Origin of the sequence: Pauljensenia sp. 20925_1_34, assembly GCF_041432775.1 — a bacterium.
Lineage (GTDB): Bacteria > Actinomycetota > Actinomycetes > Actinomycetales > Actinomycetaceae > Pauljensenia.
The window spans coordinates 48,551-62,198 of the sequence record NZ_JAPWAG010000002.1; the positions used below are offsets into that span (position 1 = coordinate 48,551).

General features: G+C 64.9%; 7 protein-coding genes and 1 riboswitch. Of the genes, 1 reads left to right on the forward strand and 6 read right to left on the reverse strand.

The genetic code is table 11. The annotated features are described in order from the left end of the window. Positions 1-365: 365 nt before the first annotated feature. The 3 genes from O3669_RS01210 to glyA form a co-directional block, all read right to left on the reverse strand. Entirely contained in the window at positions 366-1,193 is an 828-nt protein-coding gene (locus O3669_RS01210; protein ID WP_371523324.1) for an exodeoxyribonuclease III, read from the reverse strand. A 125-nt stretch (positions 1,194-1,318) separates the two neighbouring features. Then, positions 1,319-2,227 (reverse strand): bifunctional methylenetetrahydrofolate dehydrogenase/methenyltetrahydrofolate cyclohydrolase, encoded by a 909-nt coding sequence (locus O3669_RS01215; RefSeq protein WP_295968504.1) that lies wholly within the window; start codon positions 2,225-2,227, stop codon positions 1,319-1,321. Beyond that, complete coding sequence (glyA, locus tag O3669_RS01220; protein WP_295917661.1) at positions 2,224-3,513, reverse strand: serine hydroxymethyltransferase; 1,290 nt, start codon at positions 3,511-3,513, stop codon at positions 2,224-2,226. Before glyA ends, O3669_RS01215 begins: the two co-directional genes overlap by 4 nt. A gap of 38 nt (positions 3,514-3,551) precedes the next feature. Continuing rightward, positions 3,552-3,637: riboswitch (ZMP/ZTP riboswitch) on the reverse strand. A 308-nt stretch (positions 3,638-3,945) separates the two neighbouring features. Here glyA and O3669_RS01225 point away from each other — a divergent pair. Next, positions 3,946-4,641 (forward strand): sugar transferase, encoded by a 696-nt coding sequence (locus O3669_RS01225; protein ID WP_295968500.1) that lies wholly within the window; start codon positions 3,946-3,948, stop codon positions 4,639-4,641. Between the two features lie 884 nt (positions 4,642-5,525). On the opposite strand, the gene O3669_RS01230 is transcribed toward O3669_RS01225, so the two are convergent. The 3 genes from O3669_RS01230 to O3669_RS01240 form a co-directional block, all read right to left on the reverse strand. Beyond that, complete coding sequence (locus O3669_RS01230) at positions 5,526-6,311, reverse strand: WecB/TagA/CpsF family glycosyltransferase (RefSeq protein WP_371523325.1); 786 nt, start codon at positions 6,309-6,311, stop codon at positions 5,526-5,528. Between the two features lie 5 nt (positions 6,312-6,316). Further along, positions 6,317-9,787, reverse strand: a complete 3,471-nt coding sequence (locus O3669_RS01235) for a fibrinogen-like YCDxxxxGGGW domain-containing protein (RefSeq protein WP_371523326.1) — start codon at positions 9,785-9,787, stop codon at positions 6,317-6,319. 227 nt (positions 9,788-10,014) lie between these two features. Beyond that, positions 10,015-13,533: a fibrinogen-like YCDxxxxGGGW domain-containing protein gene (locus O3669_RS01240; protein ID WP_371523327.1), complete on the reverse strand. Its 3,519-nt coding sequence runs from the start codon at positions 13,531-13,533 to the stop codon at positions 10,015-10,017. Positions 13,534-13,648: the final 115 nt, after the last annotated feature.

The window sequence follows — 13,648 nt, forward strand, 5'->3', positions numbered from 1 at the left end:
GTGCGAAATTTTGGAAAACAGTGCCACAGCTCACACAACAGGTCGCCCGCAGACACGAAAGGCCACAGCCACCCGCAGCCAGGCCCCATCAATGTCGCACGTAATTCCCTCGCGACTACTTCAAATTTTGAAGTCACACTGTTGGAATTGCAACGTTTCCAGCGATTATTGAAACTTTACCCAAACGAATTACGTGCGAAATTTTGGAAAACAGTGCCACAGGTCATACAACAGGTCACCCGCAGACACGAAAGGCCATGGTCGCCCGCAGACACGAAAGGCCGTGGACACCCGCAGACACGAAAGGCCGCGGCCACCCAGGAAACGCTCGTTCCCAGGCCAGCCACGGCCGCGTCGATGACACGTCAGATGTCGTAGGTGACGCTCACCGGCGCGTGATCGGAGAAACGCTCCGCGTATTCGTCGGCGCGGCCGATCTCGAAGGAGCGCGCACGCTCCCCCAGCGCGGGCGTCGCGTACTGGTAGTCGATGCGCCAGCCCGCGTTGTTGACGAAGGCCTGCCCGCGCCACGACCACCACGAGTACGGGCCCTGCACGTCGCCGGCCAGGTCGCGCACGGTGTCGCGCCAGCCCTCCTCGACCCACTGGTTCAGGAAGACGATCTCCTCGTCGAGGACGCCGGCACGCTTGTTGTGGTTGGGCTTCCAGTTCTTGATATCAGCCTCGGAGCGCACGACGTTGAAGTCACCGCACACGAGCGAGGAGATGCCGCCGGCGGCCTCCTCGGCGATGAGCTCGGCCATGCGGGCGCCGATGCGCGGCAGGTGCGCCATCTTGGCCTCCTGCTTGGGAGTGTCCTTCTCGCCCGAGTGGAAGTAGGCCGAAACGACACGCACGGGGGTATCGCCGCCCTCGGGTCGCACGACAGCCTCGAGCCAGCGGCCCGAATCCACGTCAGTCTCGGCGTCGTCTAGGATCGGGCGGGGCTCGCCCTCCAGGCTCGCGCGGCCGCGTCGCACGGCCACGCCCACGCCCGCACGACCCTTGATACGACAGGGAACCCACACGCTGTCCCAGGCCTCGCCCATGATCTCGCGGGAAATCTCCTCCGGTGCACGCACCTCCTGCATGAGCAGCACGTCCGTGTCGGAGGCCCCCAGCCAGTCCAGGAAGCCGCGCTTATGGGCGGCGCGAATACCGTTGAGGTTTACGGTGGTCACCGTCAGAGTCATCGTTTTCTCCTTAACAAGAGTTTTCTTCAGTCTAGATGAACGAGGAGGCGCGGCGAGGAATGGGTATCCTCACCGCGCCTCTCGCGCATTGTCGTCGCTCCGGGCGCAGCCGGCATGCGGATCGTTTACCGGGGGCCGAGGCCCGCCTGGCGTTCCGCTGCTTCAACGACGTTCGTGACCAGCAGGGCACGCGTCATCGGGCCAACTCCGCCCGGGTTGGGGCTGAGCCAGGACGCTACCTGGTCCACGCCGTCTGCGACGTCGCCCATGAGCCGAGCCTTGCCGTTCTCACCCCGCACGCGACTCACACCCACGTCCAGGACGACCGCACCGGGGGTCACCATATCGGGAGTAACGATTCCGGCGGAACCAGCAGCCGCGACGATAACGTCCGCGCGGCGCACGTGATCTGCCAAATCAGCAGTGCCCGTATGGCAAATGTCGACCGTGGCGTTAACTTCCTTGCGCATCATGAGTAGGCCAATGGATCGGCCCACCGTCACGCCTCGCCCAATGACGCACACATTCTGACCAGCCAGATCGATCCCGTGGCGCTCCACGAGTTCGATGACCGCGCGCGGCGTACAGGGCAGAGGCGAGTCGATGGGGCCGGAGCCACGAAGAACCAGGCGCCCGAGGTTCATCGGGTGCAGGCCGTCCGCGTCCTTGGCCGGATCGATACGTTCCAGGACAGCGTTCGCGTCGATGCCGCGGGGCAGGGGCAGCTGCACGATGTATCCAGTGCATGCCGGATCGCCGTTGAGCTGATCAATGGCGGCTTCCACCTGTTCCTGCGTCGCGTCGGCCGGCAGGTCCACGCGGATCGACTCAGCACCGATCTCGGCGCAGTCGCGGTGCTTGCCCGCGACGTAGGCGACAGACCCCGGGTCCTCGCCCACCAGGATCGTGCCGAGCCCGGGGACGACCCCGGCCTCGCGCAGTCGATCCACGCGCTCCTTGAGCTCGGCCTTGATCGCGGCGGCGGTCGCCGTCCCATCGAGAACCCGCGCGGGCCCCTCCCAGGGAGCCCTCACTGCTCGAGCCCCGCGTACAGGGGATGCTTATCCGTCAGCTTCTTGACGCGGGCGCGCAGCGCGTCCACCTCAACGTTTGCGCCGGAAGCTCCCTGAGCCAGGGTCGTGCCGATGATGTCGGCGACCTCGGCGAAGTCCTCGGCGTCGAAGCCGCGCGAGGCCAGGGCGGGGGTGCCGATACGCAGGCCGGAGGTGACGGCCGGCGGACGCGGGTCGAAGGGGACCGCGTTGCGGTTAACGGTGATGCCCACCTCGTGCAGCAGGTCCTCGGCCTGCTGGCCGTTGAGCTCGGAATCAACCAGGTCAACCAGGACCAGGTGCACGTCCGTGCCGCCCGTGACCAGCTTGATGCCGGCGTTCTTGGCGTCGTCTGCGCCCAGGCGCTCGGCCAGAATCTGCGCGCCTTCGATCGTGCGGCGCTGACGATCCTTGAACTCCTCGGTCTGCGCGACCTTCATGGCGATGGCCTTGGCGGCAATCGCGTGCATGAGGGGGCCGCCCTGCTGGCCGGGGAACACGGCGGTGTTGAGCTTCTTGCCCCACTGCTCGCCGCGCGAGGAGATGATCATGCCGGAACGAGGCCCGCCGAGGGTCTTGTGGACCGTCGTCGTCACGACGTCGGCGTGGGGGACCGGGTTGGGATGCAGGCCGGCAGCCACGAGGCCCGCGAAGTGGGCCATGTCCACCCACAGGGCGGCACCAACCTCGTCCGCAATGTCGCGGAAGGCCTGGAAGTCGAGGTGACGCGGGTAGGCGGACCAACCGGCGATGATGACCCGGGGACGCTCGGCCAGGGCGGCCTCGCGAACCTTCTCGGGCTCGATGCGCATGGTCTCGCGATCGACCTCGTAGGCGACGGCCTTGTAGTTCTTGCCCGAGAAGTTCAGACGCATGCCGTGGGTGAGGTGACCGCCGTGAGCCAGCGACAGGCCCAGGATCGTGTCACCGACGTTCGCCATGGCCATGAGGGCAGCGGCGTTTGCCTGCGCACCAGCGTGGGGCTGAACGTTGACGTAGTCGCCGCCGAAGACCTGCTTCGCGCGCTCGATCGCGAGCGATTCGGCAACATCGACAAACTCGCAGCCACCGTAGTAGCGGCGGCCGGGGTAGCCCTCCGCGTACTTGTTCGTCAGAACGGAGCCCTGCGCCTGAAGCACAGCGCGCGGAACGAAATTCTCCGATGCAATCATCTCGAGGGTCTCGCGCTGGCGCCCCAGCTCGGCGTCCAGCACTGCCTGGATTTCGGGGTCCAGCTGCGCCAGTGTCATGTCGTTGAGGGAGTCCATGTGGTTCTCCTGTTGATCATTCGAATGTGATGTCCGCAACTTCAAGCCCAGGCGGGCGGCTCTCGATGCAGGCGCGCCGCTCCCCGGTGGTTCCCCACCTAATTCGCCAGTCACGACGCATGTACAAGTCTATCGTCCCACGATGACCTGCGCATTCTTCCAAGGTGTCAGACGACTACCACATGGTCACCCAGTCTGACAGGTCGAGCCGGACAAGATCACCGGTGCATGAAATCACAGCCCAATTTCCCTTGTACTTAACCCTTTGGTTAGCAAATAAGTTAACCGTATGGATAGACTAGGGTTAACACCTAACGGTGACTGAGGCGCTCACGGGATATTTACCCAGTAAATGTCCTGAAGTTCGGGGGATTCACTCCTCTAACCGACCTACAGTATTTGAGTTTGAAGAAGTAGAAGGAAGACGCACAGATGACAACATTGACGAAGCCAACTGCACGCGCCGCATCGACGGCTCTCGCGTTCGAGCATGCGTCGAATTTCGCCGCGTCCGCCGACAACGCAATCAAGCGCATGTGCGACATTATCGCCTCGCTCATTGGCATTATCCTGCTGACGCCGGTGTGGATCATCGTCGCCGCAGCAGTGCGCCTGAACGATGGTGGCCCCGCTTTCTTCACCCAGGAGCGCGTGGGCCTCGATGGCACGACTTTTACCATGTTTAAGTTCCGCACGATGCGTGTTGACGCCGAGGCCATGAAGGATTCTCTGGCCGAGGCCAACGAGGCCGATGCCAGCGCCGGCAACTCGATCATGTTCAAGATGGCAAACGACCCGCGTATTACGCGTATCGGCTCCTTCCTGCGCAAGACGTCCATTGACGAGCTGCCCCAGCTCTTCAACGTTCTGCGCGGTGATATGTCTCTCGTCGGCCCGCGCCCCCCGCTCCCCAGCGAGGTCGCGCAGTACGAGCCGCGCGTCATGGGCAAGTTCGCCGTCCGCCCGGGCATCACCGGCCTGTGGCAGATTTCGGGCCGTTCCAACCTCTCCTGGGATGAGACCGTCCACCTGGATCTGTCCTACGCCCAGCACCGTTCCCTCACGCTCGATGCGTGGATCATGCTGCAGACGGTTCCCGCTCTGCTGCGTTCCGAGGGAGCCTACTGATTCTTTCTGCGTGTGTGTGATTGGGTGAGGCCCGAGCCGAGAGGCTCGGGCCTCACCCTTTTGCCAATTGTGCAGGCTACGCACAGAGATGTCCCGCAAGGCCTGGAAGCGCCCATGAGACACGCGCAGGCCTCGTAGCGACCGCAGGGGCAGTCCGCACGCCAGAGCTTCTCTGCCCCTACGAGGGCCTCAGGGAGCATGAAGAAACCCCCTAGGCGCCTTCAACAGCCCTCAGAGCACTCCCCGTGGCCCACTGGGATTCCTTCCCAGTTAGCACCCCCTCAGGCGGGTTGCAGAGGCGAAGCACTCCCACTTTTCCCCGGCCCCATCGGAATGCAACACGAATGGATAATTGCCGCGTGCATGCTAGATTGGCGCTACCGGCGACTTTACGAATGCTTGACACAGTTGCTGACTGACGGGTTCCCGAACGCGTCGTGACGACACTGTCAATACCCCACTAACCGTTGTTGCGTACCTAACAGGAGCGTCAGAAGTAGTGTCACGGGCCTCGCCTGAGACTCACCTCGTGCTCGCCGTTTCACGGTGTGACGTCAGCGTTTGAGCACGCACTCGACAGTATAGTTTCGCGCTGATTTCGCGCGTCACTGTGTCTCCTGACGAGGCACACGTGCTCTGTTGCTCCCTGGACTTCGAACAGCTGTTAGCCCCATCGGCGCGGCCACTCGGGCACGCACCGTCCGTACCGGTGCGCGAGACGCCGAGCCGAGTAGTAACGACACAAACCGGCCACACTCCCCACTCCCCCGGTCTCGCAGGCAGCTCACCCCCAGGCTCGTGCGCACCCCACGGATACGGCAAGGCGGGCCAGACCCTCACAGGGTCTGGCCCGCCTGTCGCAAGCAGTGCTTAGAGCACGCCGATCACACCGACGCGTCCCTCTTATCCACGACGAGGCCGAGCTCGTCGAAGGTTCCCATGGCCTCGAGACGACGAATCAGCTCGGGCCAGTGCGCGATGAAGTCCAGGGCTTCGACCGTATAGCGCTTGGTGAGACGCTTGGGCTCGTGCGCGATGCGCCAGGCCCATCCCAGGCGGGCGGCGTGCACCCAGTCGGGGAAGTAGTCGTCGGCAGCCTTGGCGTACTGGTCGATCCATCCGCCCGCCGTGCACACGGACGCCTCGGGCACGAGCCCGAGTGCGACCGAGGCGACGACCTCCTGCAAGCCAGCGCCCAGGCCCACGATCACGAGCCGGGGCTCGAAGTCCGCCAGTACGGAAGGCTGCGCCTTGAAGCGGCGCAGTCCGTCGTAACCGTCGATGACCTGGACGTCGAAACGCTCCAGGCGCCGCGCTGCCGCCTCGCCGGCCTCGGGAACGGCACCGATCAGGGTGATTCGAGTGCCGTCGTCAAGGCGAGAGAAGACGTGGGGCAGGACAAGGTCCGCCGACGTGCGAGCCACTTCGTGTCCGGCTGCGCGCAGTCGCATCTGCAGGAGCGTGCCGTCGAAGCCGACGGTGTTCATGCGCGCCAACGCACGGAAGTCAGCGTGCAGCAGCGACCAGTGGTTGAGCCACGTGGTGGCGTGCCCACGGGTGAGCACGCGCTGCGCCATCAGGTCGAAGGCGGGATCGGCGGCGCTGGGGCCGACCGCGCCGACGGCCTCGCTCTGGTCGAGGCCGCCAGCGTTGGGCGACTGGAGAGTCATGTCGATTACCTCAGCAGGCTTGCTTTGAGATCGAAGGAAACGGACACAGCTCCAGCGTAGTTCGCGTGCTCTTCGACCGCGATGCGATTGACACCATCTTTCAGAAGATCACGCGGAACGGTGATGGTCTGGAGGTTGTTCTTGGCCGTGCCCAGCGAGACGTTGGACTTGGCGTTCGTGTTCGGGGTGATGGTTCCTTCCGGCATGTTGATGCGCTTGACTTCGGTTCCGTTGATGTAGACAACGGCTCCGTCATCGGAACGGACGGTGAGCGTGAGCTCGAAGTCGGCGCTGATGGTACCCAGGTTCACGTCGCGGGCGAAGTACGTCGTGATGGGTCGGTCGGCCTTCTCCATGACGAAGGGGGTACCGGCGTCGCGGTCGCCCCAGCCGAGCGGGCTGGCGCCGTGCTTCCACTGTGCCAGGTTCGCGGTGGAGTTCCACTTGGCGTCGGGGGCTTCCTTGGAGACCCAGTAGTTCCAGTACTCCCCGGTGGGCATGAACTCGCCGAAGTTGACGCCGGAGACGTCCAGGACCTCAAGCGGCTTGTCCGGGTCAGGAGTGATCGGCTTGTCCGGGTCGGGCTGGGGCTGCGGCTCGGGTTCCGGCTGGGGCTGCGGCTCGGGTTCGGGCACGTCGCCCTTTGCCACGGTCCGAACGGTTCCATCGATGGTCATCGAGGCCGTGGAGCGGTAGTTCAGGTGGGTTTCGACGGCCAGCGTGTTGGTGCCGGCAACGAGCTGGGACGCGGGGACGAAGACCAGCTGTCGGTCGGCGCGGGCGGACGCGGTCGTCGCCGCGGCGGACGCGTAGGTGCCGGCGGTGACGGTGCCCTCGCTCATGCGCTGGCGCACAACCTCGGTGCCGTTGACGTAGACCACGGCGCCGTCGTCGGCCGTCACGGAGACGTTGATGCCGCCGATTGCGGTGGGGTCAGCGACCGTGAAGTTGGTGCGCGCGTAGGTGGTCAGCGGGCGGGTCTTGGGCGTGCCGGGCTTGAGGGTGGTGCCCAGGTCGGGGGCACCGTAGCCGATGGGGGCGGTGCCGCGGCTCCAGGAGGAGTCGTCGTACGAGGTCTGGGCCCAGTCCTGCGCGACCGCATCGTTGGACCAGTGGTACGCCCAGGTGGCGTCGTCCTCGACGAGGATGGTGGCGTCGTCGGGCTTGGCGGGCTGGCCGTTGGCATCGACCGTGTAGGCGTGGGTCGTGGCGCCGACCAGGCCGTCGGAGGCGACGGCGCGAACGAAGAAGCGGTTGTTGCCGCCCAGGGGCACGGTGACGGACGTCGAGGTCGTGGTGGCGATCGTGCGATCGTCGCGCAGGATCTGGTACGAGTCGGCACCCGGTACGGAGGACCACTTGAGGGTCACCTGCTGGGAGTTGCCGTCGGAGGCGCGCAGGTTGGCGGGCACGGCGGGGGCGGTGGCGTTACGGGCGGGCATGCGCACCCAGCCGCCGGACCACTGGCCGGCCGTCTTGGACGTGAAGGAGAAGTTGAAGTCGCCGCCGGCCCACAGGGCGCCGTCGTCTCCCATTTCGAGGGCCCACGCACCGGTGGAGCGCAGGGAGGACAGTCGGTAGGGGGTCCATCCGAGCTGACGACCGGTGGCCTGGTCCCATCCGCCTACCCACTGGATTTCGTCGGCGCGGGTCCAGGTGTTGCCCAGGGCCAGGTACTGGTAGGCGTCCTGGAAGGTGTAGTCCGAGCAGTGGCAGGAGCCGTAAATGACGCCTGTCGCGGAGGCCGTCGTGGCCTGCAGGTCGCCGCCGTTTTGCATGGTGATAGACCCGGAGGTGCGGCTCATGTCGGAGGTGTTGTAGCCGAACAGCGAGTGCTGCGAGCCGCCGAAGTAGGCGCGCCCGTTACCAACGGTGACGGCCTGCTGGTACTTGCCGATGAAGTAGGAGTGGCGGAAGGACCAGGACTGGTCGAGCGTGGCACCCGCGGACGTCTCAACGCGGGCGGCGTTCTCGGCGACGCGATCGTGGATGCGCGTGAAGAATCCGGCTGCGTAGAAGTAGGTGTCGGCCTCGTCGACGTCGATATCGGCGACGGTGCCGTTGAACTCGGGGTTCCAGGAGCGGTCGGGTGTGCCGGTCAGGTCAAGGCGCCCGGCGTTACGGGCGTAGACGGAGGAAACGCCGTTGCCCGACAGGTGAGTGAAGGCACCGGCCAGGTAAATGCGTCCGTCGATCACCTTCGCGGACTTCACGCTGACGCGCCCGCCGTTGCCATTGCGTACCTGAAGGTTCCACGAGGGGTCGATCTGCCCGGTCGCGGGGTCGATGAGGACGGTGCCCACGCGGGTTTCGCCGTTGACCTTGGTGAAGTCACCGACGGCGAGGAGCTTGCCGCTGGGCAGCTCCACGAGGTCCTTGACCTGGTTATTGAAGTCGAAGGTCTGGCCGGTCCAGTCACCCGTCACGGCGTCGAAGGCGGCCAGGCCGCGAGAGGTGATCTCTTGGCCGTTCTTGCCCTTTTGCACGCCGGTGAAGTTGCCACCCACGTACATGGTCGAGCCGATCTGTTCGAAGGCCTGCACCTGGATGCTGCCCTCCTGGATCGAGCCGTTGAGGTTGCCGGTCACGCCCCAGGTCGTGGGGGTGGCGAATTCAGACACCGAGGCCTTCTGGGTTTCGGCGGCCAGACCGCCGTCACTGATGGCGCGGAAGGAAGAGTCCGTGGAGCGCAGCTCGGGGCGGACGTAGACCTCCGCGTAGGGGTTGATGATCGACCCGTTGCGGTGGAAGTAGGAGGTCGAGGAGGAAGTGTCGTACCACGAGGAGGCGAGGGGGCCGTAGCCGAAGCCCATCGTGTATTGGTTCTGAGGGGAGGCCGTCAGGTTGACGTATCCCCAGCCGGCGTTGGTGCCGAAGCCGGACCAGACGATGCCGCCGTTAACCCACCACTCCCGGTTGAACTTGACGTTGACGGGGTGAGCACTCTTGAACGGCCAGATGAAGTCACTCATCTTGGGGAACTGCATGCGCACGGTCTGGTAGGAGCTGCCGCGGTGGTTCCAGGCGCGCTGGACCATGACGCCGTCGGGCAGGTCGGAGACCTTGGTGCCGCCGAGAAGTCCGTTGACGGTTTCGTGGGAGGCCTGAACGACCTCGAAGTCACCGGCGGTGCGCGGGCGGGTCTGGAGTCGGGTCTGATCGCCGTTGCCCTGTCCCCAGGTTTCCCAGCCTTCGCGGCCTCGGCCAATCATGACCCAGCCGCCGCCGTCCGTCGTTTGGTCACAGAAGAACTGGCCGGGGGCCTCCATCGTGGATGTCTGGAGCCAGTAGGTACCGTCCGCGGATCGCGGATCGTTCTGCTTAATCTCCCAGCAGGAGGCCGCTGCGGTCGCCTCGGAGAGGCCATCGTGGAGCGGATCAACTGCCGCCTGAGCTGCGACGGGACTGAGTGCAAGCACTCCGAAACCGGTTATTGACGCCAAGCCGAGTGCCAGGCAACGGCGGAAAAATTTCATCGGATCCTCACAGGTATCGCGTTAATGGTTACCCCTATAGTGTCACGAAAACCCCTTGTGCTCAACCACGTGGTTAGCTAGAAACGAGAGTGTTGTACCACATACGAGGGAGCCCTCGCCGTACCGGCGAGGGCTCCCCTTGTCAACAGGATTATATGCGTGTGGTCAGACTGTCCAGACTAGTCACAACGTCACATCAACCTGCTCGAAGAGGCACGGAATCTCCTCTATTTGACCATCGTGGCGGTCAAGTCGAAGGTCATCGACGGGGTGTTCCTGTAGTTCACATGCTCCTCAACGCCGATCCTATTGACACCATCTGTCAAGTAGCTGGCCGGGACGGTAACTTCGAGCAGATCAGAGGCTGCCTGCGTGGCCGTCACCGCCGCGTTCGCGTATGTGCCGTGGGTAATGTTGCCAGGTGACATACGCTTCGTATCCACGACCTTTCCGTTGACGCGCAGGACTGCGCCATCGTCTGCACGCACCTTGACGGTGAGCGTGGTGGAGGGCGTGATGGTACCCAGGTCGATGTCGCGCGCGAAGTAGTACGTCACGGGACGGTCCTTCTTGGCGATGTCGAGGCTGGTGGCGGCCTGCGGGTCGCCCCAGCCGATCGGGCCGGCGCCGCGCGACCAGTCCTTCAGGTCTGCGGTGGTTGCCCAGTCCGTGGCGGGCGCGTTCATGGACGTCCAGTAGTTCCACTGCGTGGTGGCCGAGGGAATGACCTCGCCGTTCGTCATGGCGTTGATGGCGATCGGCTTCGTGGCGTCCTCGAGGTTCGACGGCTCCAGCTTCTGATGATCGGGAACGGGCGCCGGCTCCGGCTCGGGCTGGGGCTGAGGCTCCGGCTCGGGCGTCACCGCATCGTCGCCGGGCACCGAATCGGGGGTTCCCTCGACGCGCTGGACGGATGCCCACATGCCCAGGGTCGCGCTGCGCGTGTAGTTCACGTGCGTCTCGACCGCGATGACGTTGTCGCCACTGGTGAGCAGGGCGGCCGGGACGAAGACCTCGGAGACCGAGTTCGAGGCAGCCGTGTAGCTCGGCGCGGCGTTGGCGCGGGTCGTGTAGCTGACGGGGCCAGCGTCGATGCGCGTGCGGTCAACCTCGGTGCCGTTGACGTAGACGACGGCACCATCGTCGGCCAGGTACTTGACGGTGACACCCTTGAGGGCGCGCGCGTCGGACACCTGGAAGTGCGAGCGGAAGTAGGAGGTCACGGGGCGCGTGATGTTGGACGCCAGGACGGTGGCGATGCGGGAGTCACCGTAGCCCAGGGGCGCGGCACCGGTGGACCACTGGGAATCATCGAACGAGGCCTGGGCCCAGTTCTCGGGAGCCGCACTGGTCTGGGCGCGGTAGCTCCACGTGGCGCCCGCATCCAGCAGGACCGGGTTCGCAGGATCAACCTCGCCCTGGGCCGGGGGCACGTAGACCGACGTGGTCGCGGAGCGGTTGCCCGACGCGTCGACAGCGCGCACGAAGAAGCGGTTGTTGCCGCCGCGCGGAACCTCAACGGTAGTCGAGGTCGTGGAGGCGATCGGGCGATCGTCGCGCAGGATCTCGTAAGAAACTGCGTCGGAAACACCGTCCCACGCCAGGGTCACGGTCTGAGGAGTCGAGGCCGAGGTACGCACGAGCGTCGGGGTCTCGGGCGCGACGTTGTCGCGGTTGTCGAAGCGGGCGAAGCCGCCGTTCCACTGCGTATGCGAGGCGTCGATGTGGGACAGGTCGAAGTCGCCGCCGACCCACAGGTTGCCGTTGGTGTCGGTCGTCAGGGCCCACGCGCCGGTCTTACGCTTGGAGGAGAGCTCGAAGGGCGTCCAATGCAGGTTCTCGCCGGTGGTGGCATCCCACGCGCCGACCCACTTGATCTCGTCGATGCGCGACCAGCGGTCGGAGACGGCCCAGTCGTACTTGTCCTGGTAGGCACCGTCGGAGCAGTGGCAGGACGCGTAGATGACGCCCTTGGAGGAGATGGTGCTGGCCTGCATGTCGCCGCCCATGCTCAAGGTCACCGAGCCGGAGGTGCGCTGGTTCGTCTGCGTGTCGTAGCCGAACAGGGAGTGCTCGGAACCGCCGATGAAGACGCGACTACCTCCGGTAGAGATGGTCTGCTGGTACTTGCCGGCGCTCACGGTGGAGGGCTGGAAGTCGAAGCTCGTATCCTGCGCGGCGCCGGCCTCCGTGGAGAACTTGGCGGCGTACCAGGCGCGCTCGGAGCCGTGCGCACGGGTGAAGTGTCCACCGGCGTAGAAGGAACCGTTGTCCTCACTGACGCCAACGGCCTGCACGGAACCACTGAACTCGGGGTTCCAGCTGCGGTCGGGGCGCGAATCCAGGGAGACGCGCGCCGCGTTGCGGCCGTAGACGCTGGAGGTGCCGCCGCCGCTCAGGTGGGTGAACACGCCACCCATGTACACGTAGCCGTTGTAGTAGTCAAGGGCGCGCACACTCACCAGGCCGCCGCCGATGGCATTCCTGATGGACAGGTCCCACGAGGGATCAACCTTCCCGGTGGAGGGGTCGATCGCGACGGTGCCGATGTGGGTCTCGCCGTTGACGCGCGTGAAGTCGCCGGCCACGAGGAGGCGACCGTCGGGCAGCACGAGGAGGGCCTTAACCTGGTTATTGAAGTCGAAGGTCTGGCCGGTCCAGTCGCCGGTATTGACGTCGAAGGCGGCCAGGCCGCGCGAGGCGGTCTCGGAGCCATTTTCACCCTGCTTGACCCCGGTGAAGTTGCCGCCCACGTACATGGTGGAGCCGACCTGCGCCAGCGCCTGGACCTGGATCGAACCTTCGGCGTAGGAGCCGTTGATGTTACCGGTGACGCCCCACGAGGTCTTGGCCGCGTAGTTGGACACGGCGCGGGTCACGGTAGACCCGGCCACGCCCTCGTCGGGGATGGGGGTAAAGGAGTCCGAGGAGATGCGCGGACGCACGTAGGCCTCGGAGTAGGCGAAGACCGTCTGCCCGTTCTTATGGAAGAAGGAGGTCGGCGAGCTCAGGTCACCGGTCCAGTTCGCCGCGCCGGCGCCGTAGCCCCAGCCCACCGTCCAGCCGGTGCGACCCGAAGGGTAGACCTGCAAGGCGTTCCAACCCTGGTCGTAACCCAGGGTGTTCCACAGGAGGCCCGAGACCGGAGCGCGGTCATCAATCGAAAGACTGGCCGGGTGAGCCATTTTGAAAGGCCACACGAAGTCCGTCATCTTGGAGAACTTCAGGTCCAGCTTCTGGTAGGAACGGCCCGAAGCACTCCAGGAACGCAGGACGCGAACGCCGTCCGGCTGATCCTTAACGTTCTCATGATTGAGGAGATCGTTGACCGAGTCGTTGGAGAGCTGAACGACGTCGAAGGCGTCGGTGTTGCGCTCGCGGGTGGCCAGCTTGGCGGGATCGCCCTTGCCGACACTCCACGGTTCCCAGCCTTCACGGCCGCGGCCGATCATGACCCAGCCGCCGCCGTCCGTGGTCTGGTCACAGAAGAACTGAGCGGGGGCATCCATCGCGGGGGTCTGCAGCCAGTAGGTGCCGTCCTGCGAGTTGGGGTCGCGCTGCTTGATGTCCCAGCACGATGCTGCGGCGGTTGCGGCGCTGAGGCCATCATGAACAATAGCCTGACCAGGGGAAACAGGGGGCTGATCACCATTATCGGCGTGCGCCATCGGCGCAAACGCAAGGGAGGCACACGCAATAATCGGCGCAGACGCAAGGGTTACAAGGCGCGAAAGTGCGGAAGCCATGACACGACCTTTCAAGGGGACAATAACTTGTTACATCAATGATTACACAACAAGGGATCCTTCATCAACCGGCCGGTCAAGCATCACTTTCACAGGCGCATCATATTCCCCTTCC

Excerpts from the sequence above, each read along its gene's own strand:
- O3669_RS01210 (WP_371523324.1), bottom strand. The coding sequence starts at position 1,193 with ATGACTCTGACGGTGACCACCGTAAACCTCAACGGTATTCGCGCCGCC.
- glyA (WP_295917661.1), bottom strand. The coding sequence starts at position 3,513 with ATGGACTCCCTCAACGACATGACACTGGCGCAGCTGGACCCCGAAATC.
- O3669_RS01225 (WP_295968500.1), top strand. The coding sequence starts at position 3,946 with ATGACAACATTGACGAAGCCAACTGCACGCGCCGCATCGACGGCTCTC.
- O3669_RS01230 (WP_371523325.1), bottom strand. The coding sequence starts at position 6,311 with ATGACTCTCCAGTCGCCCAACGCTGGCGGCCTCGACCAGAGCGAGGCC.
- O3669_RS01235 (WP_371523326.1), bottom strand. The coding sequence starts at position 9,787 with ATGAAATTTTTCCGCCGTTGCCTGGCACTCGGCTTGGCGTCAATAACC.
- O3669_RS01240 (WP_371523327.1), bottom strand. The coding sequence starts at position 13,533 with ATGGCTTCCGCACTTTCGCGCCTTGTAACCCTTGCGTCTGCGCCGATT.